Genomic DNA, 22,368 nt, shown 5'->3' on the forward strand with positions numbered 1-22,368 from the left:
ACCGTGCGGCCCGCGCCACCCGGAAAGACGACCCGATGTCACCTCCCGTGCGGGAAGTCACCCACTCGCCTGAAAACCCATGCGCGGCAAGGCATTCGTCGTTCCGGAACCGCTTCGGGTGAAGATCGTCCGCAGCCCTTCCCGGCGTCCGGATTTTCCCTATCTTCTGGAAGGGACGCACTGCTCGAACAGGGGAACTCGACATGACCCAGTCGCTGGAACTCCCGGTCCAGGAATTCTGTCTCGATTGGACGCTCACCGGCGACGACGGCGGCCGGGTCGGGATCACGCTCTCCGGGCAGGTCTCCCTGCTCGACAACAACCGGTTCTACAAGATCGACGGCGTCGTCTACGTCACCGAGGGCGACGCCGACATCCGCGCGGTCGGGAACCCGTGCCTGTCCGTGCGGCGCAACGGCGTCGAGAAGACCGGACGCCAATGGGGCTGGGAGATGTGTTCGGCCCGCAAGCGCCTCGGCGCGCTGAACACGATGGAAGGCTACTTCGTCCGCACCGGCTACTGGGCGCCCGCCGACCGCGCCATCCAGCTGAGCCTCTGCGCCGAAACCGGGTGGAGCCGGCGCAAGAGCTACAGCCCGCACGTCACCGTCCGGATGGTCGACTGACCACTGTGGACGCCCGGCGCCGCGCCGCCGCGACCACGAGCCCGGCCGCGACCGCGCCCGCCACCGCGCAGCCGGCGCCGAACCCCGGCGACGGTTCGTGCACCCGCAGCACCGACACGCACAGCCACGTCACGGCGCCGAACAGCAGGCCCAGCACCGGCCCGCCGACCGACGCGCCGCGCCAGCGGTGGCCGTTGCGGATGGTCCGCAGTCCGGACTCGAGGTAGGCGAGCGCGAACAGCGCCAGGATGAGACTGCCCGCGCCCATCGCGCTGGCCAGCGGGTGTTGGCTGGTGAGGAGCGTGAACGTCTGCGGGACGGGCCCGGTCTGCACCGTCGCCGTCACCGCGCCGCCGACGACCCACCGCGCGATCGCCGGCAGGGTGAGCTGCGCGGTGAAGCCGTTGCCGGCCGCTTTCGCGTCGGTTTCGGCCGAGCCGAGCGGGATCCCGGCCGCGGACAGCGTGAGCGTGATGTGCCCCGGGTTGCCGGTGCCGGCCAGCGCCAGCGGCTTGCTGAGGTCCACCTCGACCGGCGTCGTGACGGGCTGGGTGCCGAGGAGCAGCGTCGGGGACGCCTGGTGCGGCAATCGTTCCGGGTTGAGCAGCGCGAGGACGACCAGCACGATCGCGGCCGCCGCCGCGGCCAGCCGCAGCCACAGCACCGCGGCCTTCGAGCCCGCCGGACCGGAGCCATCGCCCGTCCAGCCCCCGCTCGGGCCGGAACCCGAGCCGTCACCCGCCCGACCGCCGCCGGCCGGACCGGAGCCGTCACCAGCCCAGCCGCCGGACGGCCCCGAACCCGTGTCCGGCACCCCGCCGGGCGCGACCAGCGTCGCGTTCGGCCCCGACGGCCGCTGGACCGGCCGCGTCCGGGCCTCCCCCGGCGGCGCCGGCGCGGTGGGCGAGTTCAGCCCGGCGATCACCCGCGGCGTCAGGTGCAGCACCGGCACCCCGGACCGCTCGAGCCAGCCCGGCCCGTAGACGGCGGTGGCGGCCCCGGCCAGGTCGGCCGCGAAGGACTCGACCTCGCGATAACGCGAATCGAGCTCGCGCGCGAGGCTGCGCATGATCACGCCGGCGATCGGCATCGGGACGCCCGCGATCGGCCGCGGGTCGGTGAACATGTGCTGGCGCATCATGCTGATCGCGCCGCGCGTGTTGTCGAACGGCAGCTGCCGGGACAGCAGTTCGTAGAGCACCGTGCCGGCCGCGTAGACGTCGGCCGCCGGGCTCAGCGCGTTGCCCATCGCCTGTTCGGGCGCGATGTACGCCGGGGTCCCGAGGATTTCGCCCCCGTGCGTGACGAGCGTGGCACCCTCGCTGATCACCCGCGCGATGCCGAAGTCCGCCACCTTCACGACGCCCTGCATGTTGAACAGCAGGTTCCGCGGCTTGACGTCGAGGTGCAGCACGCCGGCCCGGTGCGCCGCGTGCAGCCCGGCGAGCATCGCCAGGCCGATCGCGCACGCCTGCTCGCCGCTGACGCCGCCGCCGTGGAACCGGCTGTGCACGGTGCCGCCGTCGAGCCGTTCCATCACCAGCAGGTGCTCGCGGCCGGTGCGGACGTAGTCGTACACCGGGACGATGTGCGGGTGGTCCAGGCTGGCCAGCACGCGGGCTTCGCGGTCGAACAGCTCGCTGCTCGCGGCGTGGTTGAGCACGTCCCACGGCAGCTGCTTGATCGCGACGCTGCGTCCCAGCGTCCGGTGCGTCCCGGCGAACACGACGCCCATGCCGCCTTCGCCGATCTCGGCGCCGATGTCGTACTGCGGCAGCGCGGCGACCAGTTCGGCCGGTGCGCTCATCGGGTGAATTCCTGCCTGGGCGGGATCGCCATCCGGACGGTGGTGTCGCGGCCGGTGTCGTCACCGCCGGTGACGACCGGCGGCGGCGCCGGGTGCGGCGTCAGGTAGCCGAGCAGGAACGCGATCGCCGCGGCGCCCAGCACCACCGGGATCTCGATCGCCGGCTCCGGCGGGACCAGCCGCAGCACCGACAGCGTGATCACCGCGACCAGCCCGGTGCCGAACCCGGCGGGCAGGAACCGCAGGCCGCGACGCCAGCGGTTGGGGGCCAGTCGATGCCGGGCGAGCGCGAGCAGCGCGGTCAGCCAGGTGAGGACGGTGAGCACGAGCATCGCCAGGCCGAAGACGCCGTAGACCGACCAGAAGGACCCCCGGACGTCGGCGACCGTCGTCGCCTCGCCGAGCGTCGCGCGCTGGGCGTCGAGCAGCTCGACCGACGACGGCAGCAGCCCGGTCGCCTGTCCGGTGAGATCGCCGAGGTCCAGCACGAACGTCCGGGTGACCGAGCCCCGCGCCGGTACTTCGAACGGCGCGGTGGTGTCGTAGGCGAAGAAGGTGAGGGCGAGCGCGACGCCGGAGAGCCGGACGCTGCGGACCTTGACCGGGGCGCTGCCGGAGTTGGTGGCCACGACCTGCACCTCGACCTGCTTGGCCGGGTCGATCGGGACCGTGGCGTCGGCGATCGGCCGCCGGTCGATCGTCACCTGCACGCCGAGCGAGCCCGCTTCGGCCGATGCGGGTGGCGCGCCGAGCAGCACCCCGCACAAACCCAACGCAACCCCCGCCGCGATGACACGTCCCATTGGGCATCCCCTACTTGCGTTATCCGACTGGTCCGGAATGCTACAGCGAGCACACACCGGGGAGGGACGTCCCAATGCGAATCGTGGTTCGGCTGTTTTTGGGTACCGTGACGGGAACGCTGCTTCTCCTCGCGTTCATGAGCACGGGTAATGCACAAGTTCCACCTTCGGTTAGTTTGACACCATCAACTGGGAAAGCCGGTAGTTCATTCACTATTTCGTGGAATGGATTCCCGACCTGCCGGATCATCAATTTCTACTGGGCAGGCACGCCGCTCGACTCACAGACGGCTCCGAAGGTCAGCGGGTCGCGCTCCACGGCCGTTCCCGCGGACGCGAAGCCCGGCTCGTACACGGTCACCGCGACCTGCACGAGCCAGAAGGAGACCGCCAGCGGCACCTTTGTCGTCACCGGGGTCACCACCACGACCCCGCCGCCGCCGACCACCACCACGACCCCGCCGGTGACCACGCGGCCGAGCAAGCCCAGCCTCACCACGACCCCGCCGGTCACGACCAGCACCACCCCGCCGACGACCACGACCACACCCCCGTCGTCCACCACGCCGACCACCCCCGGCACCACGACCACCTCCAGCACCGAGCCCAAGCCGGGCGAACTGGTGCTCGACCGGCCGAGCGTCCAGCCCGGTGACGAGCTGTCGGCGTCCGGCAAGGGCTGCGAGCCGAGCCGGATGGTCACCCTGACCTCCGACGGCGTCGAGGTCGGCTCCGCCTACACCGACGCTTCCGGCGCCTTCACCGCGCCCGTCGAGTTCACGCGGATCGAGGCGGGGCCGCACACCGTCGTCGCCGAGTGCGGGGTGCGGCTGACCGGCGCGGTCGACCAGGTCGTGACGCGGTCGTCCGGCGGGCAGACCGGCACCCTGGTCATCCTCGTGTTCTTCGTGCTCGCGGGCATCACGGTGGTCCGCTTCCGCTGACCTCCGGTTGACATGCAGCCGTTCGGCTGCCTATCGTGCATAGGCAGCCGAACGGCTGCATGTGCACGGGAAGGCGCGATGGACGAGGTGTTCAAGGCGCTGGCCGACCCCAGCCGCCGTCAGCTGCTGGACGCGCTCAACGAGCGCAACGGCCAGACCCTGCGCGAACTGTGCGCGGGGCTGGACATGGCCCGCCAGTCGGTGAGCAAGCACCTGGCCGTGCTCGAGGCGGCCGGCGTGGTCACGACGACCTGGCGCGGCCGCGAAAAGCTGCACCACCTCGACGCGGCGCCGATCAACGCGATCGCCGAGCGCTGGATGACCCGCTACGACCGGCGGCGGGCCGGCGCGCTGGCCGATCTGAAACGAGCCCTGGAGTCCGAAACCATGAACGAATTCGTCTACACCTCCTACATCAGCACGACCCCGGAAAAGCTCTGGCAAGCGCTTACCGAACCGGCGTTCACCCGGCAGTACTGGGGTGTCGCCTTCGAAACCGACTGGAAAAAAGGCTCGCCGATGGTCTGGGCGGAAAGCGGCGCGAAAACGAGCCACCCCGACCAGGTCGTCCTCGAATCGGACCCGTACCACCGTCTTTCCTACACCTGGCACACGTTCACCGACGAATGGGCGAACGGAAACGGAATCGACGCGGAAACGCTTTCGAAGCTGCGTCAGGAAGGCCGTTCCAAGGTCAGTTTCACCCTCGAACCGCAGGGGGAAACCGTGAAGCTGACGGTGCTGCACGACGGCTTCGAGCCCGGCAGCACGGTCATGGCGATGTGCAGCCAGGGCTGGCCCGCGCTGCTCTCGAGCCTGAAGACGCTGCTGGAGACCGGCTCTCCGCTGCCCGGAGCGTAACCAACCGGACCAATCGTCCCAACCAGACAGATCTGGCACAGGAAATCGTCTGGTTTCTCCCCCTTTCGTGGGCGCCGGGCTGAAGTCCCGGTGAATTCCCTCCTCTCGACGGCATCCGATGCGGTTTTTCGGGCGATAGGCTCGCATAATCCGTGACCGGTGATGGTCCGATCGAGTGACGGGAGAGCGTGCGTGCCGGGGTCAGTGCGTAGCCGCTGGATCGTGGCGGCCGTGGTCGTGGTCGCCGCGGCGGGAGCCGTCGTGGCGTTCTGGCCGGACAGCGCGTCCGCCGGTGATCCCGAGATCGCGGTGTCGCGCTCGGCGTGCGGCACCGGCTGGGCCGACCCGAAGCCGGGACCGCAGACGTTCCGCCTGCACAACACCGGGTCGGTGACCGCCGAGGTCGACCTGATCGACCCCGCGACCGGCGTGATCTACGGCGAGGTCGAGGGCCTCGGCCCGGCGACCACCCGGCCGCTGCAGGTCAACCTCGGCAACGGCAGCTACGCGTTCCGCTGCCTGCCCGAGGACGCCGGCGCGATCGTCGGGCCGGCGGTGCAGGTCAGCGGCGGGGCCGAGCGGACCGGCCCGGGCGTCGCGCCCGTGACGCACAACGACCTGCTCGGGCCGCTCAAGGCGTACCAGCAGCACGTCACGACGGGTCTCGGCGAGCTGGTCGCGAACACGGGCGCGCTGAAGAACGCCGTCCACGGCGGCGACCGTGCGGCGAGCGAGGCCGCCTGGCTGACGGCCCACCTGACGTACGAGCGGCTGGGCGCGGCGTACGACGCGTTCGGCGACTCCGACGGCGCGCTCAACGGCACCGCCGACGGCCTCCCGAACGGCACGTCGGACGAGGGATTCACCGGCTTCCACCGCCTTGAGCAGGGCCTTTGGCACGCCGAAGACCTGGGCGCGCTCGCGCCGGTGGCCGACCAGCTGGACACGGACGCCCGCGCGCTGCAGGCGTCGTTCGCCGACAGCCAGGTCGACGGCAACGACCTCGGCCTGCGCGCGCACGAGATCATGGAGAACACGCTGCAGTTCGAACTGACGGGCCGCACGGACTACGGCAGCGGCACCACCCTCGCGACGGCCCGCGCCAACCTCGACGGCACCCGCGCGGTATTGGACGTCCTCCGCCCGTTGCTGGCACCGAGGTACCCGGATCTGTCCAAGGTGGACAGCTGGCTGACGCGCACCCAGACCACTTTGGACGCAGCCCACCGGCCGGACGGCACGTGGACCCCGCTGGGGCAACTGCCGCAGAGGGAGAGGCAGAAGCTGAACGCCGACGTGAGCGAGCTGACGGAGCTGCTGGCCCCGATCGCCGCGATCGCGGAGCCGAGGAGGGTTTCGTGATGGCCCGGCCTCGCAGGACCGCGCCGCACCGCGCCGCCACCGAGCCGAGGAGGGTCTCGTGACCGACCAGTCTCGTTGTCCCGTTCCCCACCCGGCTTCCGGCGTTCCCCGCCGGTCCTTCCTGCGCCGGGCCGCCGTCGGTGCCGGCCTGACCGTCGCCGCCGGGGCCGGGCTCGGGGCCTCCTCCGGCGGCTCCGCCACCGACAGCACCGCTCCCGTCGCCTTCCACGGCAAGAACCAGGCCGCCATCCTGCGGACCCCGCCGACCCAGACGATCGTCGCCTCCTTCGATGTCGTCGCGCAGAACAAAGCCGAGCTGACCGATCTCTTCCGGGCCATCACCGACCGGGCGCGGTTCCTCACCGGGGGCGGGGCACCCGCCGCCCTCGGGATCAGTGCGCCGCCCGCCGACTCCGGGGTGCTCGGGCCCGTTGTCCCCGGTGGCGATCTGGGCGTGATCCTCGGCGCCGGCGCGTCGCTGTTCGACGACCGTTACGGACTCGCGAAACTCAAGCCCGCCAAGCTGAAGCCGATGACGACGTTCGCGAACGACGCCCTCGACCCCGCCCAGTGCCACGGCGACCTCAGCCTCACCCTCTCCGCGAACTCCACCGACACCGTGCTGCACGCCCTGCGCGACATCGCTCGCGCGACCCGCGGCGGCATGCAGCCGCGCTGGAAGCTCAACGGCTTCAGCTCACCGCCGCGGCCGGAAGGCACCCCGCGCAACCTGATGGGCTTCAAGGACGGCACCGCGAACCCGGAACCGTCCGAAGCGGACAGTCTCGTGTGGACGAACGCCGGCGAGCCCGCGTGGGCCGCGGGCGGCAGCTACCAGGTCGTCCGGCTGATCCGGATGCTCGTCGAGTTCTGGGACCGGGTTTCGCTGGCCGAGCAGGAGAACATGTTCGGCCGCCGCCGCGACACCGGCGCCCCGCTCGACGGCACCGCGGAAACCGACGTCCCCCGCTACGCCGACGACCCGGTCGGCACCGTCATCCCGCTGACCAGCCACATCCGGAAGGCCAACCCCCGCACCCCCGAGACCGACGCCAGCCGGATCCTGCGCCGCGCGGTGAACTACGACCGCGGCGTCGACAGCAACGGCAACCTCGACATGGGCCTGATCTTCGTCTGCTACCAGCAGGACCTCGAGCGCCAGTTCGAGGCGGTCCAGACGCGGCTGGCCGACGAACCCCTGACCGACTACATCTCCCCGTTCGGCGGCGGCTACTTCTTCGCGCTGCCGGGCGTCACCGGCCCGGACGACCACTTCGGCCGCTCATTGCTCGCCTGACAAGCGAACCCACCACGAAAGGAACCCACTGTGGACAAGAGAACCCGCCGGCGACGGCGCGGCCTGCTCGGCGCCGGGGCACTCGCCTCGGTGGCGACGCTGGCCGTCGTCACCGGCTCCGCGGCGAGCACCGCGGACGCCCAGCCGCTGAACCTGTTCCCCGCGCACGGCATCCCGACGGCGACGCCGATCAAGCACGTCGTGGTCATCTTCGGCGAGAACATCTCGTTCGACCACTACTTCGGCACCTACCCGAACGCGGCCAACACCGACGGCACCCCGTTCCAGGCCGCGCGCAACACCCCGAAGGTCAACGGCCTCGACAAGAAGCTGCTGACCGACAACCCGAACGCCTACAACCCCAAGCGGCTCACGCACGAGCAGGCGCTGACCTGCGACCAGAACCACAACTACGGCGCCGAACAAGCCGCCTTCAACGGCGGCAAGATGGACAAGTTCGTCGAGAAGACCGAGACGGACAAGTGCACCGGCCAGCCGGTCCTGTTCGGCGAGCCCGGCCTCGTGATGGACTACTACGACGGCAACACCGTCACCGGCATGTGGAACTACGCGCAGCACTACGCGCTGAACGACAACTCGTTCAACACGGTCTTCGGGCCGTCCAGCCCGGGCGCGGTCGACCTGATCTCCGGCAACACGCACGGCGTCCAGGCGGTCGACCCGGTGACGCACGAGCCGGTCAGCGACGCCTACGCCGTGCAGTCGCCGGACGCGAACGGCGTCGGCACGATGATCAACGACCCGGACCCGGCGTGGGACGACTGCTCGGACAAGAACCACACGAGCAAGGACAACCTGGCCACGATGCACGGCCGCAACGTCGGTGACCTGCTCAACCAGCGCCACGTGACGTGGGGCTGGTTCCAGGGCGGTTTCCGTCCCACCGGCGAAGCGAACGGCTACGCGGTGTGCGGCCAGACCCACACCAACGTGGGCGGCAACGCGGCGGTGGACTACAGCCCGCACCACGAGCCGTTCCAGTACTACCCGTCGACGGCGAACCCGAAGCACCTTCCGCCGTCGTCGGTGCAGGCGATCGGCCAGACCGACCGCGCGAACCACCAGTACGACACCTCGGACTTCGACGCCGCGCTGAAGGCCGGCTCGATGCCCGCGGTGAGCTTCCTGAAGGCCCCGGAGTACCAGGACGGCCACGCGGGTTACTCGGACCCGCTCGACGAGCAGCAGTTCGTCGTCGGTGAGATCAACAAGATCCAGCAGTCCCCGGACTGGAAGTCGACGGCGATCGTCCTGGCCTACGACGACTCCGACGGCTGGTACGACCACCAGCAGTCGAAGGTCGTCAACGGTTCGCACGACGCGGCGCAGGACCAGGCGGTGTGCACGGGCAAGCCGACGAAGGTGGGCACGTACGCGGACCGCTGCGGCTACGGCCCGCGGCTGCCGCTGCTGGTGATTTCGCCGTACAGCAAGGTGAACCACGTCGACCACACGCAGACGGACCAGACCTCGGTGCTGAAGTTCATCGAGGACAACTGGTTCGCCGGCCGGATCGGCGACTCGTCGTTCGATTCGCGTGCCGGGTCGATGACCGGGATGTTCGACTTCTGGTGGCCCCAGGCCAAGAAGGTCACGCTCGACCCGAAGACCGGTGCGGTGACACACAGCTAGTCCGCAGTGGACGACGGGCCCGTGGCGACTCCGCCACGGGCCCGTTTTCCGTCAGTTCAGGTGGCGGGCCAGGAAACCCTCGTCGACGCCGATCCAGCGGAGCCCCCTCCGAAGACGGCCGCCGCGATCCGGGGTTCGGCCGCGGTCAGCGGCACCCCGATCGCGGTACCCAGCGAGATGCCGCCGCCGTAGCCGATCGGCGCGGCCCGGCCGATCTCGGGCAGCCGCCGAAGGGCGTCCAGGGTGGCCTGCCATTCGGGGACGGCCCGCTCCGCCGGCGAGCGGGCGTAGCCGATGCTGATCGAGCGGAACCGTCCGGTGTCACCGGAAGCGTGCGCCCGCCGGAAGCCGGCGCGGACCCGCTCGTCTTCGGCCGAGCGCGGGCGGTCGCCGTGCCCGGGCGCGTCGATGGCCACGACGGAGAAGCCATGGCGGGTCACGGCGTCGCGGGCCCGGGCCGCGAGGGCCGGCGTCTTCTTGTGCAGGCCGCCGCCGTGCCCCATCAGCACCAGTGGCGCGTGTGCCCGGAGCCGGGCCGCCCGACCGGTTTCCCTCACGACGGGTGCACGGGCGCCAGGTCCCAGGCCAGGGTGACAACCGTGCCCGACTCGCCGGACGCGATGTCCGCCCGGTCGGCACTCGCCCGCAGCAGCATCAACCCGCGCCCCCGCGCGGAAACCGGGCGCGGATCCACCACCGGGGTCCGCCACTTGCCCTGGTCGGTGATGACCACCTCGATCCGGTCCGCGTGCACCTCCGCGTCGAGGTCGACCGCCCCGGACCCCGCCCCGTCGTACGCGTGGTCGGCGACGTTGGCCAGCGCCTCGTAGCTCGCCAGCACGATGTCCTGCGCCCGGCCCGCGTCGACGCCCGCCGCGAGGACCCACGCCATCAGGTCGTGCCGGAGCCGCCGCAGGGCCTGGGGCACCGCCTGCACGCCGTGACAGCGGAACGGTCCCGGAGGTTCGTCCATCGGTTGCCTTTCCGGGCCCGTCACTTGGCCAGCGCTTCGTCGACCGTCGCGTGGATGCCGATCCACGTGTCGAGGCCGGTGGTCTTGAGCGGCCCCGACGTCACCGGCGAGTCGCTCACCACCCGCAGTGCGTGCTCGGGCAGCCTGCGGTGCGCCGCCGCGAGCACCTGCAGGCCCGCCGAGCAGAAGAACGTCACCTCGCGCAGGTCGACCACCAGCGTCCGCGGCTCGCCGGCCAGCACGACGCCGACGACCTCCTCGAACTCCGGCGCGCTCACCAGGTCGATCTCCCCCGCGACGCGCAGCACCGCGGCCGTGTCCCGCCAGTCGAGCGTGACCGCCAGCTCGACGGCGGGAAGATCCCGGGATGAAGAGGTCACGGCGCTTTATGGTGCCCCAATCTCCGCCGGCACGCCAACGATGGCCTCACCGGTGCGGCAGCTGGACGACCGTGACCCAGAAGTCGTCGATCTTCCGGACCACCTCGACGAACTTGTCGAAGTCGACCGGCTTGGTGACGTAGGCGTTGGCGTGCAGGTCGTAGCTGCGCACGATGTCCTCGTCCGCTTCGGACGTCGTCAGCACGACCACCGGGATGGTGCGCAGGGACGGGTCCTGCTTGATCTCGCCGAGCAGCTCCCGGCCGTCCTTGCGGGGCAGGTTGAGGTCGAGCAGGATCAGCCCCGGGCGCGGCGCCTGCCCGAAGCGTCCCTTCCGGTTCAGGAACTCGAGCGCCTCGACGCCGTCGCTCGCGACGTGCAGCGCGTTGCGGATCTTGTGGTGCTCGAAGGCTTCCCGCGTCATCAGCACGTCGCCGGGGTCGTCCTCGACCAGCAGGATGTCGATCGGGCCGTGCGTCTGCGTCATGCGTCCCCCTGGTCCTCGCCGGCCGGGATGGTGAAGCGGAACGTGGTGTTCTCGGCCTCGGTGTCGAGCCAGATCCGGCCGCCGTGGTACTCGACGATCCGGCGGCACAGGGCCAGGCCGATGCCGGTGCCGGGGTACGCGGTGCGGGTGTGCAGCCGCTGGAACAGCGCGAAGACCCGTTCGGCGTACTCCGCGTCGATGCCGATCCCGTTGTCCGACACGGCGAAGACCCAGTCGTCGCCGTCGCGCTCCGCGGTGACCCGCACCTCCGGCGGCGTCTCGCCCTTGAACTTCAGCGCGTTGCCGATGAGGTTCTGGAACACCGCCGTCATCAGCGCCGGCTCGACGCGCACCTCGGGCAGCTCGCCGTGCTCGACCTTGCCGGCGCTCAGCGAGAGCGCGACCTCCAGGTTCGCCACGGCGTCGTCGACCAGCCGGGTCGCCTCGGCCACGACGTGCTCGCCCGGCTTGCGCCCGACCCGCGAGAACGCCAGCAGGTCGTTGATCAGGATCTGCATCCGCTTCGCGCCGTCGACGGCGTACTCGATGTACTGTTCGCCGCGCTCGTCGAGCAGGCCCTGGTACCGCTTCTGCAGCAGCTGGCAGAAGCTCGCCACCTTGCGCAGCGGCTCCTGGAGGTCGTGCGAAGCGACGTAGGCGAACTGCTCCAGGTCGGCGTTCGACCGCTCCAGCTCGCGCGTCCGGCGGTCCAGCATCGCGTGCGCCCGCTCGAGCTCGGCGACCTCGTCGAGGATGCGCTGCCGCATCGCCTCGACGTCGGCGCCGAGCTGGGCGATCTCGCGCGGCCCGCTCCCGTGCACCGGCCGGTGGACGTCCTGGTCGGCGACCTGGCGGACCTCGCCCGCCAGCCGCAGGATCGGCCGGGTGATGACCCGCCGCAGCCCGAGGAACAGCACCACGAACAGCAGCACGACCAGTACCGCGACGGCGATGAGCATCGCGGTCAGGAAGCTCGCCGCGCCGTCGAGGTCGGCGCGGCCCTCGTTGCGCAGCGTCGCCAAGTGCGCGGCCTGCGCGTCGAGGGCGCCGCGGACCGCGTCGAACTGGGTCCGGTTGCGGTCGGCCTGCGCCGGGGTGACCGGGGGCGCGGCCGGGGTGATGGTGGGCGCGATCGTCGCCTGCCAGATCGACGCCGCCCGCTGGACGCGCTCGAGGTCGTCGCCGATCTGCGTGCCCGGCGTGGCCCCGAGCCGCCGCAGCTGGGTGACGGCGTCGGCCTGCGCGCGGACGCCGTCGGTGTACGGGGTGAGGAAGTCCGGCTGCCGGCCGAGCTGGTAGCCGCGGACGCCGGTCTCCTGGTTCAGCAGGGCCGTCGACAGCTGGATGGCGGCGAGCCGCTGGGCACCGATGACGTCGAGCAGGCGGTTGCGGGCGTCGGTGAGGTTGTTCATCGCGATCCCGCCGCCGGCCAGCGCCGCGAGCAGCAGGACCGCTTCGACGACGGCGAACAGGGTGAGCCAGCGGCGGATCGTCCAGCCGCGTGCGTCGGCGCTCATCGAACCTGCTTCCCCGGGTCGTGGCTGAGCAGGGCGAGGGCGACGTCGTCGTCGAGCGGGCCGGAGTTGAGCCGTTCGGCGCGGGCGATCAGCTCGTCGAGCAGGTCGGTGCCGTCGAGCCCGGCGTCGTGCTGGATCTCGAGGACGATGGCGGCCATCCGCTCGTGGCCGAGCCGTTCCGACCCGGCGCCGACGCGGCCCTCGAACACGCCGTCGGTGTAGAGCAGCAGTGACCAGCCCGGTTCCAGCGGCACGTCGAGGGCCTCCCACTTCGTGCCTTCGACGACGCCGAGCGGGACGCCGAGGCACCTCCCGGACAGCAGGTGCCCGTCGCCGGGGGTGAGCAGCAGCGGCGGCAGGTGCCCGGCCAGCGACAGGCGCAGGGATCTTCGGTCCGGCGCGACGACGACCATGCAGACGGTGGCGAACAGCGGCTCGATCCGCTCGTGCACCAGCACCCGCTCGACCATGCTCAGCACGTCGGCCATCGGCAGGCCGGCCATCACGAGCGAGCGCCACGCGATCCGCAGTGCGACGCCGAGCGCGGCCTCGTCCGGGCCGTGGCCGCAGACGTCGCCGATCATCATGTGCACGGTGCCGTCGGCGAGCTCGATCGCGTCGTAGAAGTCGCCGCCCAGCAGGGATCCGTTGCGGCCGGGGCGGTAGCGGGAGGCCAGCTCGAGGTGCGGGTCGCGCAGCAGCGGGACGGGCAGCAGGCCGCGTTCGAGCCGCGCGTTCTCGCGGGCGAGCAGCTGCTGCTGCAGGAACTGCTGCTCGACCTGCTCGGCGCGCTTGCGTTCACGCGCGAAGCGCAGCGCCTTCACCAGCAGCGGGCCGTCCACCTGGTCCTTGACGAGGTAGTCCTGGGCGCCGGCGGCGACCGCGGCGACGCCGGTGGCCTGGTCGTGCCCGCCGGTCAGGACGACGATCGCGACGCCGGGCGCGCGCTGGCCGAGCTTCGTCAGGCCGCTCAGGCCCATGGCGTCGGGCAGCTGCAGGTCGAGGAGGACGCAGTCGGCGGTGAGCGGGCCGGCCAGGGCCGCGGCGAGCGTGTCGACGCGTTCGAGCGAGAACGGGACGGAGGTGTCCGCCAGCATCTCCTCGACCAGCAGCGCGTCGCCGTCGTCGTCCTCGACCAGCAGCACGCGCAAGCGGGTGCCGGAGTCCCACGATGAGTCGTGCGCGGCGGTCACCGGCTTCTCCCGTTCGGCTGCTCGTGAGCCAGCACATCCAGACGATCACCCTAGCGGCACCGGCGGCGGCCGCCTACGACCGTGGAACCGGTCCCACGGAGGTAGCGTTTTATAGCACCTCGGTGTGACACCCCGCGGGTAACGGTTCGGGTCGTGACCGTGCCGGAACCGGACGGTCCGGTTTTACGCTGCCGTCATGTCCTCGCGCGCCGCCTTCGCCTGGTGGGGCGCGACCGCGTGCTGGTTCCTCGGTTCGCTGCTGGGCGGCCGGCGGACGGCCGTCGAGGCCGCCGTCCCGTTCCCGGTGGCGATCCTCGCGTACGTCGTCTGCGCCGGGCTGTGGGCCTTGCTGGTCTACGGCGCCTACCGCGGGGTCAGGGGGACGCGCGTCGCGCTGGCGATCGCCGGCGCGCTCGGCATCGTGGAGCTGGTCGTGCAGCTGTTCGGGGACGTCGCCATGGGCGCCGCGCTGCACGGCGGGTTCTTCCTGGCCGCACTGGTCCTTTCGGGCGCCGGGTACGTCCTGCTGTTCAGGCCCCGCTGAGCCGCGCGGCGAGGAACTCCTGCTCGACGGCGTTGTCGCTCAACGCGAGCGCGGCCCGGTAGGCCTCGGCCGCCTCCGCGTCGCGGCCGAGGCGGTGCAGCAGGTCGGCCTTGGTGGCGGGCAGGTAGCGGTAGCCGGCGAGCCGCCCGTCGTCCTCCAGCCGGGCGATCTCGGCCAGCGCCGCCGCCGGGCCGTCGACCAGGGAGATGGCGACCGCGCGGTTGAGCGCCACCACCGGCGAGGGCCACAGCCGCAGCAGCACGTCGTAGAGGGTCAGGATCTGCGGCCAGTCGGTTTCGGCGTAGCTCGGCGCCTGGGCGTGCAGGGCGGCGATCGCGGCCTGCACGCTGAACCGCCCGGGCGGCCCGCCCTTGAGCGCCTCGACGACGAGCCGGTCGGCTTCGGCGACCATCGCGGTGTCCCAGCGGGACCGGTCCTGGTCTTCGAGCCGCAGCAGCCGTCCAGCGGCGTCGGTCCGGGTGGCCCGGCGGGCCTGGTGGACGAGCAGGAGCGCGAGCAGCCCGGCGACCTCGGTGTCGGCGGGCAGCAGGGCCCGCAGCATCCGCGCGAGGTCCAGCGCGCGGGCGGTCAGCTCGTCCCGCACGAGGTCGTCGCCCGACGCCGCGGTGTGCCCGGCCGAGTAGAGCAGGTGCAGCACCGTCAGCACGACGGACACGCGCGCCGGCAGGTCCGCGGCCGACGGCACCGCGTACGGGATCCGTGCGGCGGCGATCTTCTTCTTGGCGCGGGTGATCCGGGCCGCCATCGTCGGCTCGGGCACCAGGAACGCGTGCGCGATGTCGGCGGTCGCGACGCCGCACACCAGCCGCAGCGTCAGCGCGATCTGGGCCTCCTGCGCCAGCGCCGGGTGGCAGCAGGTGAAGACGAGCCGCAGCCGGTCGTCCGGGATCGGCCCGGCGGGCTCGGGCGGCTCGGCGGCGTCCGGCTCGACCAGCAGCGGCAGCTTGCGCCGCAGCACTTCCCGGTGCCGGACGCCGTTGAGCGCGGTCCGGCGAGCGACCGTGGTCAGCCACGCGCCGGGCCGGTCCGGGACGCCGTCGCTCGCCCAGCGCTTCAGCGCCTGGAGGTAGGCGTCCTGGACGGCCTCCTCGGCCTCGTCGAGGTCGCGGGTGACCCGCACCGTCGCGGCGAGCACGTAGGCCCACTCGCGACGGTGCGCCTCGGCGACGGCGTCGGTGACGTCGGTCAGTCCGGCACCACCTGGAAGTCGACGAGCGGCCGGACCTCGACGCCGCCCTCGACGACCGGCGTCAGCTTCGCGCACGCCAGCGCGTGGTCGAGGTCGCGGGCCTCGAGCACGTACACCCCGGCCAGCACCTCCTTGGTCTCCACGAACGGCCCGTCGGTGACCAGGTCGCCGCGGATCGCGGTGGCCGTCTCGTTCGGTTGCAGGGCCAGGCCCGCGGTCACCTTGCCGCCCAGCGCGCCGATCCGGTCCGGCAACCCGAGGTGCCGGTCCATGATTTCCTTCGGCAGGTCCTCCGGGGGCACCCGCTCGTAGATCAGCACCGCGTACTGCGCCATGTCCGGTTCCTCTCGTCGTGGTCCTTTCCTACCCCGTCACGCGGGGATCGGCGGAATCGACAACGCCGGAGGAATCTTTTCAGCGCGGGGTCAGGGTGAGCGCGAACGTGGTGCCGTCCCCCTGGACCAGCGAACTCAGGTACGCCGTGAACGTGCCGCAGCCGGTGAGGGCCGGGATCGCGTAGGTGCCGGTCACCGGACCACCCGTGGCCAGGGAGAACCCGCCGCCGGTGCGCAGGTCGACCGGGATCGGCGCGCTCGCCCGGCAGCCCGCGTCGGCGACCGGCAGCCCGAAGAGCGTCACCTGGGGCAGCGTCAGGGCCAGCCGGGAATGCGCGACGAAGCCGTCGCCGGTCAGCTCGCCGGTCTGCGGACCTTCGGGTGTGAACACCAGGTCGGCCGTCCCGGGCACGAAACCGAAGACCTTGAACTCCGCCCGCGTCCGGTCGAACGCCGGGCTGAACCCCGTGAACGACCCGGTGATCGGCGCGGTCGCCCCGAGCGCCTTCAGCGTCGTCGTGCCGGTGACGCCGTAGTTGCGCGCCGCCGCGCCGACGTCGAAGCTCAGCAGCACCGGGTCCTGCCCCGGGTCGAGCGTGCAGTCCGAGGTGAACGAGCCGAGCCCGGTGAACGAGCCGTCCGCCTTCTTCGGCGTCAGCCGGGTGCTGAAGTCCCCGATCGTCAGCGTTGTGCGGCCAGCGTTCGGCAGTTGCACCGGCGGCACCGACCCGGTCGCCCGCGTGGTGAACGCCCCAGATGCCGGCACGGCCGTCTTCGCCACGGTCAGCGGCAGGGCGAGCGGCAGCGTCGACGAGCCGTTGGCCAGCGTCACCCCTGCGGACGCCGTCCCTTCGATGCTCGCCGCGCCGACCAGTGCCAGGCCGCGGGTGGACTTGTCCGGCACGGTCACCGCGACCGTGAGGTCGGAGGTCGTGAACGTGCCGCCGGGCGCGGACGGCACCTCGAAGGACGCCTTCACCTCGACGTCCAGCTTTTGCTTGCCGATCAACGGGAACGGGCAGGTGAAGCTCAGCACCTCGTCGATCGGCGTCGACGCGTCCGCGGGCGGGGCGGCGAACGGCAGCACCAGGCAGGCGAGGCCCGCCGCGAGCGACGACCGGGCTTTCGGCACGGGCACTCCTTTCCGGGGCGTGGCACCGGCCCCCGCCGCGGCGCGACGGGGGCCGGCAGCTCGGATCACTTCTTGGCGAGCACGAGGTCCAGCGAGTTGCCGTCACTCTTGGCGAACGCGCTGATGATGTCGTTGAACGAGCCGCAGTTCTGCAGCGCGGACAGCGAGTACGTGCCCGACAGCTTCCCGCCCTTGAGCAGGTCGAAGTCGGCGCCGGTGGTCATCTCGCTGGTCGACGAGCTGACCGTGCCGCACTTCGGGTCGGTGCTGATCGGGATGCCGAACAGGTTGACCGTGGTGAGGAACGTGTCGAACTTGATGTGCGCCTTGAAGCCGGTGCCGACCAGCTCACCGGTCTGCTGGCCGTTCTGCACGACCTTGACGTCCGAGCTGCCCTGGATGAACCCGAACAGCTTGAAGTCGGTGTGCGTCGGGTTCAGCTTCAGGTCGCCGGTGAACGTCTTGGCCGACAGGTTGACGTCGGCGTCGAAGGAGCCGGTGATCGGCGCGGTGCTGCCGAGCGACTTCAGCGACGTCGACCCGGTGATGCCGAACGAGTACTTGATGCCGCCGCCCGGCGGGGTCGTGGTGGGCGGGGTGGTCGTCGGCGGCGTGGTGGTCGGGGGTGTCGTCGTCGGCGGGGTGGTGGTGGGCGGGGTCGTCCCGCCACCGTCGGCGATGGTGATCGTGGCCAGGGTGTTGTTCTGGCCGGCGTCCTGCGTGCAGGGCGCGTCGATCGTGCCGTCCGGCGTGATGCCGGTGACCGAGCCGTCGGCCTTGCGCGGGGTGACCTTGAGGTTCAGGTCGCCGACGGTGATCTTCGCCTGGCCGGCCTGGGTGAACGTCAGCGACGGGGTCTTGCCCGCCGCGTTGATGTTCAGCTCGCCCGAAGCCGGGATGTTCGTCTTGTCCAGCGTGATCGGGACGTTGACCGGCAGGTTGAGGCTCGGCGCGGCGACGGTCGCGGCGGCCGTCGCGGTGCCCTCGATGGTCGTGGCCCCGATCAGGCTCAGGCCGGCGACGGTGTCCGCGTTGATGGTGGACACCGCCTTGATGTCGAACGCACCGGTCGGCTGTCCGGTGTTCACCGTGGTCGGCAGGTCGGTGTTGATCACCACCTTCAGCGACTGGGAACCCACCAGCGGCAGCGTGCAGTGGTAGTTCAGCGTCAGCGAGATCGGGTCGGCGGCACTGGTCTGCGCCCCGAGCACCAGTGCGGTGGCGACCAGCCCCACCGCCGCCGTGGCCGCGGCGGCCGCGACCGTCTTCTTCTTGCCTCTTGGGTGACTCACGTTGGTCCTTCCGTGTATCAACAGTGATACGAAACGGCGCGCACTTTCCGAGAATCGCGACCGACCGTAAGCTAACGAGCGCCGATGGCGTCAATCAAGAGCTTTTGGTGAAAACGTCACACGGCATCGGCAAATTGTCACGCCGACACGTCACCCGGCTCGGGTTCCTAGCAGGCACGGGAAGGTTTCCCCAGCACAGCGCGGTCACCGAAGCGCTGACGCGCGTGACAAATCCTCACCGCGAAATGTTGACGCGGGTGCCAATCGGTCTTTCTCTCCTTGCTCGCGCACAACCGCGCCGCGTAGCTTCGAAACCCATGAAAAGAATGCACAGCGCGGTGCTCGCAATGGCGGCGGCCGCACTTCTGTCGTGCGCCGCCTGCGGGTCGGACACCCCGGCCGACCCCGGCCGGCACGCCGACCCCGCGGCGCTGGCCTGGGTCGACAAGGTGTGCACCGGGGTGGCCGCGGGCTCGGCGAAGCTCTCGCAGCCGCCGGCGGTCGACGACGCCGACCCGGTGAAGACCCGGGACGCGATGGTCGACTTCCTCGGCCGCCTGGGCTCGGCCCTCGACGACATGGCGGGCGGCATCCGCGGCGCCGGCGTCCCGCCCGTCCCGGATGGACAGTCCGCTGTGGACAAGGCGACCGGCAACCTCACCCAGACCAGGACGAAGCTCGCCGAGACGAAGTCCAAGATGGAGCAGGCGAAGGTGACCGACCAGGGCAGCCTGCGCCAGGTGATCTCCGAGGCCGACGCGACCATGGGCCAGCTCGCCGACCCGGAGGGCCCGATCAAGGACCTCAAGGCGAACCCCGAGCTGAACCTGGCCTTCAGCGAGTCCGCGACCTGCAAGCGCGTCTACGGGACGGGCTCGTGACGGCCCGCCGGGCGCTCGCCGCGTTCGTCGCACTGGTCGTCGCCGCGGCCCTCGCGCCCGCGGCGTCGGCGGCGCCGGTTCCCGGTCCGTCCGACGACTCCTTCTACACCCCGCCCTCGCCGCTGCCCGCGGGCAAACCGGGTGACGTCATCCGCTGGCGGACGTCGAACGCCGGGCCGCGCAAGGCATCCGTCGACGCGTGGCAGGTGATGTACCTGTCCACGAACGCGCTCGGGCAGCCCGACGCCGTCACCGGAACCGTGCTCGTCCCGAAGAACGCCGACCGCGCGACCGCCCCGATCGTCTCGTTCGACCCCGGCACCCACGGCCCGGCCTTCGAGTGCACGCCGTCGAAGATGATCGACATCGGCGCGTTCTACGAGCAGCCCGGCCTCGACGACCTCCTCGACGCGGGGTACGCCGTCGCCGTCCCCGACTACGAGGGCTACCAGAGCGCGCCGAAGACGACGTACGTCGTGGGCCGGTCCGAAGGCCCGGCGGTGATCGACGGGGTCCGCGCGGCCCAGCGGCTCCCCGCGGCGGGGCTGTCGGCGACGTCGAAGGTGGTCTTCCGCGGGTATTCCCAGGGTGGCGGCGCCGCGGCGTGGGCCGGGGAGCTGCAGCCGGCGTACGCGCCGGAGCTGAACCTCGTCGGCGTCGCGGCCGGCGGGGTGCCGGCCGACCTCGTCCAGGTGACGCTGCAGCTCGACGGCAAGTTCGGGTTCGGCGTGTTCGCCTACGCCCTGCTCGGCCTCGACCAGGCCTACCCGGAGCTGCAGCTGGACTCGTTCCTCAGCGACAACGGCCGCGCGAAACTGGCCGAGATGAAGCAGAGCGCGTGCACGTTCGAGCTGCTCACGACGTACGCGAACCAGAAGATCGCGGACTACACGACCGGCCCGGGCTACATCAAGCCCGCGTGGGTGGCGCGGCTGACCGAGAACAAGCTCGGCGGCAGCCCGCCGCGCGTGCCGGTGTTCCAGTACCACGGGACGGGCGACCAGCTGGTGCAGTTCGCGCAGGCGGACAGCCTGCACAAGACGTACTGCGCGGCCGGCGTCCAGGAGACGTGGAAGACCTACGACACCGACCACATCACGCTGGTCTACACCGGCAACGCCGACGTGCTGGCGTTCGTCAAGGACCGGATCGCCGGGAAGCCGGCGACGTCGAACTGCTGATCAGCGGTTCGGCCGGCCGTGCGGGTGCTGTTGCTGCCACGAGCTGACCACCGAGCTCACGTACTGCTGCCACTGGTCCTCGGCCGGCGGCGCCGACGTCGTGGGGGGCGCGGGCTTGCGTCCCGCGGCGGCCGGCGGGTTCGTGGTCCGGACCGGCGAGTCGTGGACCTCCGCGGTGAGCGGGGGCGGCTCCGCGGAGGCGCTCATCGTCTCCACCGCCTCGCTCGAGGCGGGCGGCGCGGCGGGGGCGGTCGCGCCCGGCGGTGGCGTCGCCGTCCCGCCGACCTGCTGCGGCTGGAAGAGCACGACGGCGGCCAGCCCGAGCGCGACGGCCGCACCGGCGGCGAGGACGTACGGCTTGGTCCGGCGGGAGTCGGCGGGCGGAGCTTCGAGCGGGCGCTCGTCCTCGGGCTCCGGCGCCGCCAGTTCGGCGTCGAGGATGGCGAGCGGGTCGGGCTTGGTCTCGGGCTCGGTCTCGGCTTCCCTGGCGAGCATCGCGTCGAGGTCACCGCGGATCATCAGCGGTTTCGTCTGCGAAAGGTTCACCAGCTCGGCGACCGAGGGGAGCTCACCCTCACCGCCCGTGCGTGCCATCGAAAGACCTCCACCCTGTCGGCATCACCTGGAGGAACCATGCCCGAGCCGCGAGAGCTGCTCCGCTTCGCCGTCGTCGGCCTGGCCGCGTACGGGGTCACCCTACTGGGCGACTACAGCCTGAAGCTCACCGTGTTCCGTGAGAAACCGGTAACGGCGCTTTTCCTCGCGACGGTGGCCGCCACGGCGTTCGCGTACCTGCTGTCCCGCCGCTGGTCGTTCGCCGGCCGCGGCGGCCACCGGCCGATGCGCGAGGCGGCACTGTTCGTCGTGGTCAACGCGGGTGCGGTGGCGGTGAACCTGGTGCCGCCGCTGGTCTCGCGGTACGCACTGCACCTGTCGGTCCCGCACGTGAGCTACCTGGCGCAGGAGGTGACGGACTTCGTGGCGGGGATGGTGCTGGGGACGGGCGCGGGCACGGCGTTCCGCTGGTACGGCTACCGGCGGTGGGTGTTCCCGAGATCAACGCCACCAGTTGGCGTCCCCCAGAGTGGTGAAGCCGAGCTTGTCGTAGAGCGGCTTGCCGGACCGCGAGGCGGTCAGCGTGACGGGACGGTCCTCGAAGTGCCGTAGGACGGCGTGCATGAGCGCTCGCCCGACGCCCTTCGACCGGTGCTCGGGCAGGGTGGTGACCCAGTAGACGCCGGCGACCCGGTCGTCGGCCATGGTGACGCAGGCGCCTTCGCCGTCTTTGAGGAAGCAGGCTTGTTCCAGGAGCGCGGGCGGGAAGACCGCCCCGGCCTCGAGGGGCTGGTACTCCTCCAGCGGAAAGCCATGCACGACGATGTCCTCGGCTTTCCGCAACTCGGCGCGAGTTTCGACGCGGGTGACGGTGGGTTCTTCGGGGACGGGCGCGGGTTCACGCACCATGACGGGCAGCTGCCGCGGGCTCATCCCGATCCCGCCGAGATCGAGGACCCGGAACGGATCCTCGACGACGACGGTCCGCCCGTTTTCCCGCTGCAGTTTCGCGACCGCGATCAGCTCGGCCTGGTCCGGAGCACCGGTGGTGACCATGATCCGGAACCGCCGGCCGTCGACGGCGGTGAAGGTGGAGTGTTCGTGGACGCGGTCCCCGCGAGCGCGGGCAAGGGCGGTCCACATGCCGACGGCGTTCTCGGAGGCCTGCCGAAGACGTTCGGTGAGCAGTCCGGTCATGCGGGGCAGCTTAGGACGCGAGTGGCCTGGCCCCCAGAGCCAATCGACACCGCGCGGACCGGGCCACTTCGCCGCGGTTCGCGAGTTGTCCACAGCCCGGCGCGAATGTGGATGCCTCGGCCGCTCGCCCGGCGATCG

At 71.4% G+C, this 22,368-nt stretch carries 25 protein-coding genes; 10 read left to right on the forward strand and 15 right to left on the reverse strand.

The window, feature by feature from the left end:
- Nucleotides 1–203 precede the first annotated feature (203 nt).
- Entirely contained in the window at nucleotides 204–626 is a 423-nt protein-coding gene (locus ACZ7PG_RS23840; protein WP_470241296.1) for a hypothetical protein, read from the forward strand.
- Here the strand turns inward: ACZ7PG_RS23840 and ACZ7PG_RS23845 are convergent.
- The 3 genes from ACZ7PG_RS23845 to ACZ7PG_RS23855 all read right to left on the reverse strand — a co-directional run bounded on the left by ACZ7PG_RS23845 (nucleotide 604) and on the right by ACZ7PG_RS23855 (nucleotide 3,939).
- The gene (locus tag ACZ7PG_RS23845) at nucleotides 604–2,433 is read right to left on the reverse strand and encodes a serine/threonine-protein kinase (RefSeq protein ID WP_470241297.1); all 1,830 of its coding nucleotides are present in this window, start codon (nucleotides 2,431–2,433) and stop codon (nucleotides 604–606) included. The genes ACZ7PG_RS23840 and ACZ7PG_RS23845 overlap by 23 nt on opposite strands.
- Nucleotides 2,430–3,236, reverse strand: a complete 807-nt coding sequence (locus ACZ7PG_RS23850; protein WP_470241298.1) for a hypothetical protein — start codon at nucleotides 3,234–3,236, stop codon at nucleotides 2,430–2,432. The genes ACZ7PG_RS23845 and ACZ7PG_RS23850 overlap by 4 nt, the downstream gene beginning before the upstream one ends.
- Nucleotides 3,237–3,492: 256 nt before the next feature.
- Nucleotides 3,493–3,939: a hypothetical protein gene (locus ACZ7PG_RS23855; protein WP_470241299.1), complete on the reverse strand. Its 447-nt coding sequence runs from the start codon at nucleotides 3,937–3,939 to the stop codon at nucleotides 3,493–3,495.
- On the opposite strand from ACZ7PG_RS23855, the gene ACZ7PG_RS23860 reads away from it, so the two are divergent.
- The 5 genes from ACZ7PG_RS23860 (at nucleotide 3,932) to ACZ7PG_RS23880 (ending at nucleotide 9,353) form a co-directional block, all read left to right on the forward strand.
- Nucleotides 3,932–4,180 carry a hypothetical protein gene (locus ACZ7PG_RS23860; RefSeq protein WP_470241300.1) on the forward strand — a complete coding sequence of 83 codons (249 nt, stop codon included), beginning with the start codon at nucleotides 3,932–3,934 and terminating at the stop codon, nucleotides 4,178–4,180. The two genes, ACZ7PG_RS23855 and ACZ7PG_RS23860, sit on opposite strands and share 8 nt — an antisense overlap.
- Before the next feature lie 78 nt (nucleotides 4,181–4,258).
- Entirely contained in the window at nucleotides 4,259–5,041 is a 783-nt protein-coding gene (locus tag ACZ7PG_RS23865) for an ArsR/SmtB family transcription factor (RefSeq protein WP_470242391.1), read from the forward strand.
- Nucleotides 5,042–5,245: 204 nt separating this feature from the next.
- Complete coding sequence (locus ACZ7PG_RS23870) at nucleotides 5,246–6,403, forward strand: EfeM/EfeO family lipoprotein (RefSeq protein WP_470242392.1); 1,158 nt, start codon at nucleotides 5,246–5,248, stop codon at nucleotides 6,401–6,403.
- 58 nt (nucleotides 6,404–6,461) lie between these two features.
- Entirely contained in the window at nucleotides 6,462–7,700 is a 1,239-nt protein-coding gene (locus ACZ7PG_RS23875; protein ID WP_470241301.1) for a Dyp-type peroxidase, read from the forward strand.
- A gap of 30 nt (nucleotides 7,701–7,730) precedes the next feature.
- The gene (locus tag ACZ7PG_RS23880; protein ID WP_470241302.1) at nucleotides 7,731–9,353 is read left to right on the forward strand and encodes a phospholipase C; all 1,623 of its coding nucleotides are present in this window, start codon (nucleotides 7,731–7,733) and stop codon (nucleotides 9,351–9,353) included.
- A gap of 56 nt (nucleotides 9,354–9,409) precedes the next feature.
- Here ACZ7PG_RS23880 and ACZ7PG_RS23885 read toward each other — a convergent pair whose 3' ends face one another.
- Genes ACZ7PG_RS23885 through ACZ7PG_RS23910 form a run of 6 tightly spaced genes read right to left on the reverse strand, consistent with a single transcriptional unit; the run spans nucleotide 9,410 to nucleotide 13,903 of the window.
- Entirely contained in the window at nucleotides 9,410–9,910 is a 501-nt protein-coding gene (locus tag ACZ7PG_RS23885) for an alpha/beta hydrolase family protein (RefSeq protein ID WP_470241303.1), read from the reverse strand.
- Complete coding sequence (locus ACZ7PG_RS23890; RefSeq protein WP_470241304.1) at nucleotides 9,907–10,326, reverse strand: ATP-binding protein; 420 nt, start codon at nucleotides 10,324–10,326, stop codon at nucleotides 9,907–9,909. Before ACZ7PG_RS23890 ends, ACZ7PG_RS23885 begins: the two co-directional genes overlap by 4 nt.
- A gap of 20 nt (nucleotides 10,327–10,346) precedes the next feature.
- The gene (locus ACZ7PG_RS23895) at nucleotides 10,347–10,706 is read right to left on the reverse strand and encodes an STAS domain-containing protein (RefSeq protein ID WP_470241305.1); all 360 of its coding nucleotides are present in this window, start codon (nucleotides 10,704–10,706) and stop codon (nucleotides 10,347–10,349) included.
- A gap of 46 nt (nucleotides 10,707–10,752) precedes the next feature.
- The gene (locus ACZ7PG_RS23900) at nucleotides 10,753–11,193 is read right to left on the reverse strand and encodes a response regulator (protein WP_470241306.1); all 441 of its coding nucleotides are present in this window, start codon (nucleotides 11,191–11,193) and stop codon (nucleotides 10,753–10,755) included.
- Nucleotides 11,190–12,710, reverse strand: a complete 1,521-nt coding sequence (locus tag ACZ7PG_RS23905) for a sensor histidine kinase (RefSeq protein WP_470241307.1) — start codon at nucleotides 12,708–12,710, stop codon at nucleotides 11,190–11,192. Before ACZ7PG_RS23905 ends, ACZ7PG_RS23900 begins: the two co-directional genes overlap by 4 nt.
- Complete coding sequence (locus ACZ7PG_RS23910; RefSeq protein ID WP_470241308.1) at nucleotides 12,707–13,903, reverse strand: PP2C family protein-serine/threonine phosphatase; 1,197 nt, start codon at nucleotides 13,901–13,903, stop codon at nucleotides 12,707–12,709. Before ACZ7PG_RS23910 ends, ACZ7PG_RS23905 begins: the two co-directional genes overlap by 4 nt.
- Before the next feature lie 196 nt (nucleotides 13,904–14,099).
- Here ACZ7PG_RS23910 and ACZ7PG_RS23915 point away from each other — a divergent pair, with 196 nt between their 5' ends.
- Complete coding sequence (locus ACZ7PG_RS23915) at nucleotides 14,100–14,447, forward strand: hypothetical protein (RefSeq protein WP_470241309.1); 348 nt, start codon at nucleotides 14,100–14,102, stop codon at nucleotides 14,445–14,447.
- Here ACZ7PG_RS23915 and ACZ7PG_RS23920 read toward each other — a convergent pair.
- The 4 genes from ACZ7PG_RS23920 to ACZ7PG_RS23935 all read right to left on the reverse strand — a co-directional run bounded on the left by ACZ7PG_RS23920 (nucleotide 14,434) and on the right by ACZ7PG_RS23935 (nucleotide 18,416).
- Nucleotides 14,434–15,657: an RNA polymerase sigma factor gene (locus ACZ7PG_RS23920; protein WP_470242393.1), complete on the reverse strand. Its 1,224-nt coding sequence runs from the start codon at nucleotides 15,655–15,657 to the stop codon at nucleotides 14,434–14,436. The genes ACZ7PG_RS23915 and ACZ7PG_RS23920 overlap by 14 nt on opposite strands.
- Complete coding sequence (locus ACZ7PG_RS23925; protein WP_470241310.1) at nucleotides 15,654–15,992, reverse strand: YciI family protein; 339 nt, start codon at nucleotides 15,990–15,992, stop codon at nucleotides 15,654–15,656. Before ACZ7PG_RS23925 ends, ACZ7PG_RS23920 begins: the two co-directional genes overlap by 4 nt.
- 79 nt (nucleotides 15,993–16,071) lie before the next feature.
- Nucleotides 16,072–17,124 (reverse strand): DUF6801 domain-containing protein, encoded by a 1,053-nt coding sequence (locus ACZ7PG_RS23930; protein ID WP_470241311.1) that lies wholly within the window; start codon nucleotides 17,122–17,124, stop codon nucleotides 16,072–16,074.
- A gap of 65 nt (nucleotides 17,125–17,189) precedes the next feature.
- Nucleotides 17,190–18,416 (reverse strand): DUF6801 domain-containing protein, encoded by a 1,227-nt coding sequence (locus tag ACZ7PG_RS23935; RefSeq protein ID WP_470241312.1) that lies wholly within the window; start codon nucleotides 18,414–18,416, stop codon nucleotides 17,190–17,192.
- Between the two features lie 317 nt (nucleotides 18,417–18,733).
- On the opposite strand from ACZ7PG_RS23935, the gene ACZ7PG_RS23940 reads away from it, so the two are divergent.
- The gene (locus ACZ7PG_RS23940; protein ID WP_470241313.1) at nucleotides 18,734–19,297 is read left to right on the forward strand and encodes a hypothetical protein; all 564 of its coding nucleotides are present in this window, start codon (nucleotides 18,734–18,736) and stop codon (nucleotides 19,295–19,297) included.
- On the forward strand, nucleotides 19,294–20,478 hold the full coding sequence (locus tag ACZ7PG_RS23945; protein ID WP_470241314.1) for a lipase family protein: 1,185 nt from the start codon (nucleotides 19,294–19,296) through the stop codon (nucleotides 20,476–20,478). The genes ACZ7PG_RS23940 and ACZ7PG_RS23945 overlap by 4 nt, the downstream gene beginning before the upstream one ends.
- Here ACZ7PG_RS23945 and ACZ7PG_RS23950 read toward each other — a convergent pair whose 3' ends face one another.
- Nucleotides 20,479–21,072 carry a hypothetical protein gene (locus ACZ7PG_RS23950; protein ID WP_470241315.1) on the reverse strand — a complete coding sequence of 198 codons (594 nt, stop codon included), beginning with the start codon at nucleotides 21,070–21,072 and terminating at the stop codon, nucleotides 20,479–20,481.
- Nucleotides 21,073–21,111: 39 nt separating this feature from the next.
- On the opposite strand from ACZ7PG_RS23950, the gene ACZ7PG_RS23955 reads away from it, so the two are divergent.
- The gene (locus ACZ7PG_RS23955; protein ID WP_470241316.1) at nucleotides 21,112–21,645 is read left to right on the forward strand and encodes a GtrA family protein; all 534 of its coding nucleotides are present in this window, start codon (nucleotides 21,112–21,114) and stop codon (nucleotides 21,643–21,645) included.
- Here the strand turns inward: ACZ7PG_RS23955 and ACZ7PG_RS23960 are convergent.
- Nucleotides 21,535–22,230 (reverse strand): GNAT family N-acetyltransferase, encoded by a 696-nt coding sequence (locus ACZ7PG_RS23960; protein WP_470241317.1) that lies wholly within the window; start codon nucleotides 22,228–22,230, stop codon nucleotides 21,535–21,537. The genes ACZ7PG_RS23955 and ACZ7PG_RS23960 overlap by 111 nt on opposite strands.
- Between the last annotated feature and the right edge of the window lie 138 nt (nucleotides 22,231–22,368).

It is taken from the genome of Amycolatopsis sp. NPDC114504 (assembly GCF_055633595.1).

Bases quoted from the DNA above. Each gene is read 5' to 3' on its own strand.
- ACZ7PG_RS23915 (WP_470241309.1), top strand. From the start codon at position 14,100: ATGTCCTCGCGCGCCGCCTTCGCCTGGTGGGGCGCGACCGCGTGCTGG.
- ACZ7PG_RS23905 (WP_470241307.1), bottom strand. From the start codon at position 12,710: ATGAGCGCCGACGCACGCGGCTGGACGATCCGCCGCTGGCTCACCCTG.
- ACZ7PG_RS23890 (WP_470241304.1), bottom strand. From the start codon at position 10,326: ATGGACGAACCTCCGGGACCGTTCCGCTGTCACGGCGTGCAGGCGGTG.
- ACZ7PG_RS23900 (WP_470241306.1), bottom strand. From the start codon at position 11,193: ATGACGCAGACGCACGGCCCGATCGACATCCTGCTGGTCGAGGACGAC.
- ACZ7PG_RS23860 (WP_470241300.1), top strand. From the start codon at position 3,932: ATGGTCACCCTGACCTCCGACGGCGTCGAGGTCGGCTCCGCCTACACC.
- ACZ7PG_RS23950 (WP_470241315.1), bottom strand. From the start codon at position 21,072: ATGGCACGCACGGGCGGTGAGGGTGAGCTCCCCTCGGTCGCCGAGCTG.
- ACZ7PG_RS23960 (WP_470241317.1), bottom strand. From the start codon at position 22,230: ATGACCGGACTGCTCACCGAACGTCTTCGGCAGGCCTCCGAGAACGCC.
- ACZ7PG_RS23925 (WP_470241310.1), bottom strand. From the start codon at position 15,992: ATGGCGCAGTACGCGGTGCTGATCTACGAGCGGGTGCCCCCGGAGGAC.
- ACZ7PG_RS23840 (WP_470241296.1), top strand. From the start codon at position 204: ATGACCCAGTCGCTGGAACTCCCGGTCCAGGAATTCTGTCTCGATTGG.
- ACZ7PG_RS23845 (WP_470241297.1), bottom strand. From the start codon at position 2,433: ATGAGCGCACCGGCCGAACTGGTCGCCGCGCTGCCGCAGTACGACATC.
- ACZ7PG_RS23850 (WP_470241298.1), bottom strand. From the start codon at position 3,236: ATGGGACGTGTCATCGCGGCGGGGGTTGCGTTGGGTTTGTGCGGGGTG.
- ACZ7PG_RS23940 (WP_470241313.1), top strand. From the start codon at position 18,734: ATGAAAAGAATGCACAGCGCGGTGCTCGCAATGGCGGCGGCCGCACTT.
- ACZ7PG_RS23865 (WP_470242391.1), top strand. From the start codon at position 4,259: ATGGACGAGGTGTTCAAGGCGCTGGCCGACCCCAGCCGCCGTCAGCTG.
- ACZ7PG_RS23955 (WP_470241316.1), top strand. From the start codon at position 21,112: ATGCCCGAGCCGCGAGAGCTGCTCCGCTTCGCCGTCGTCGGCCTGGCC.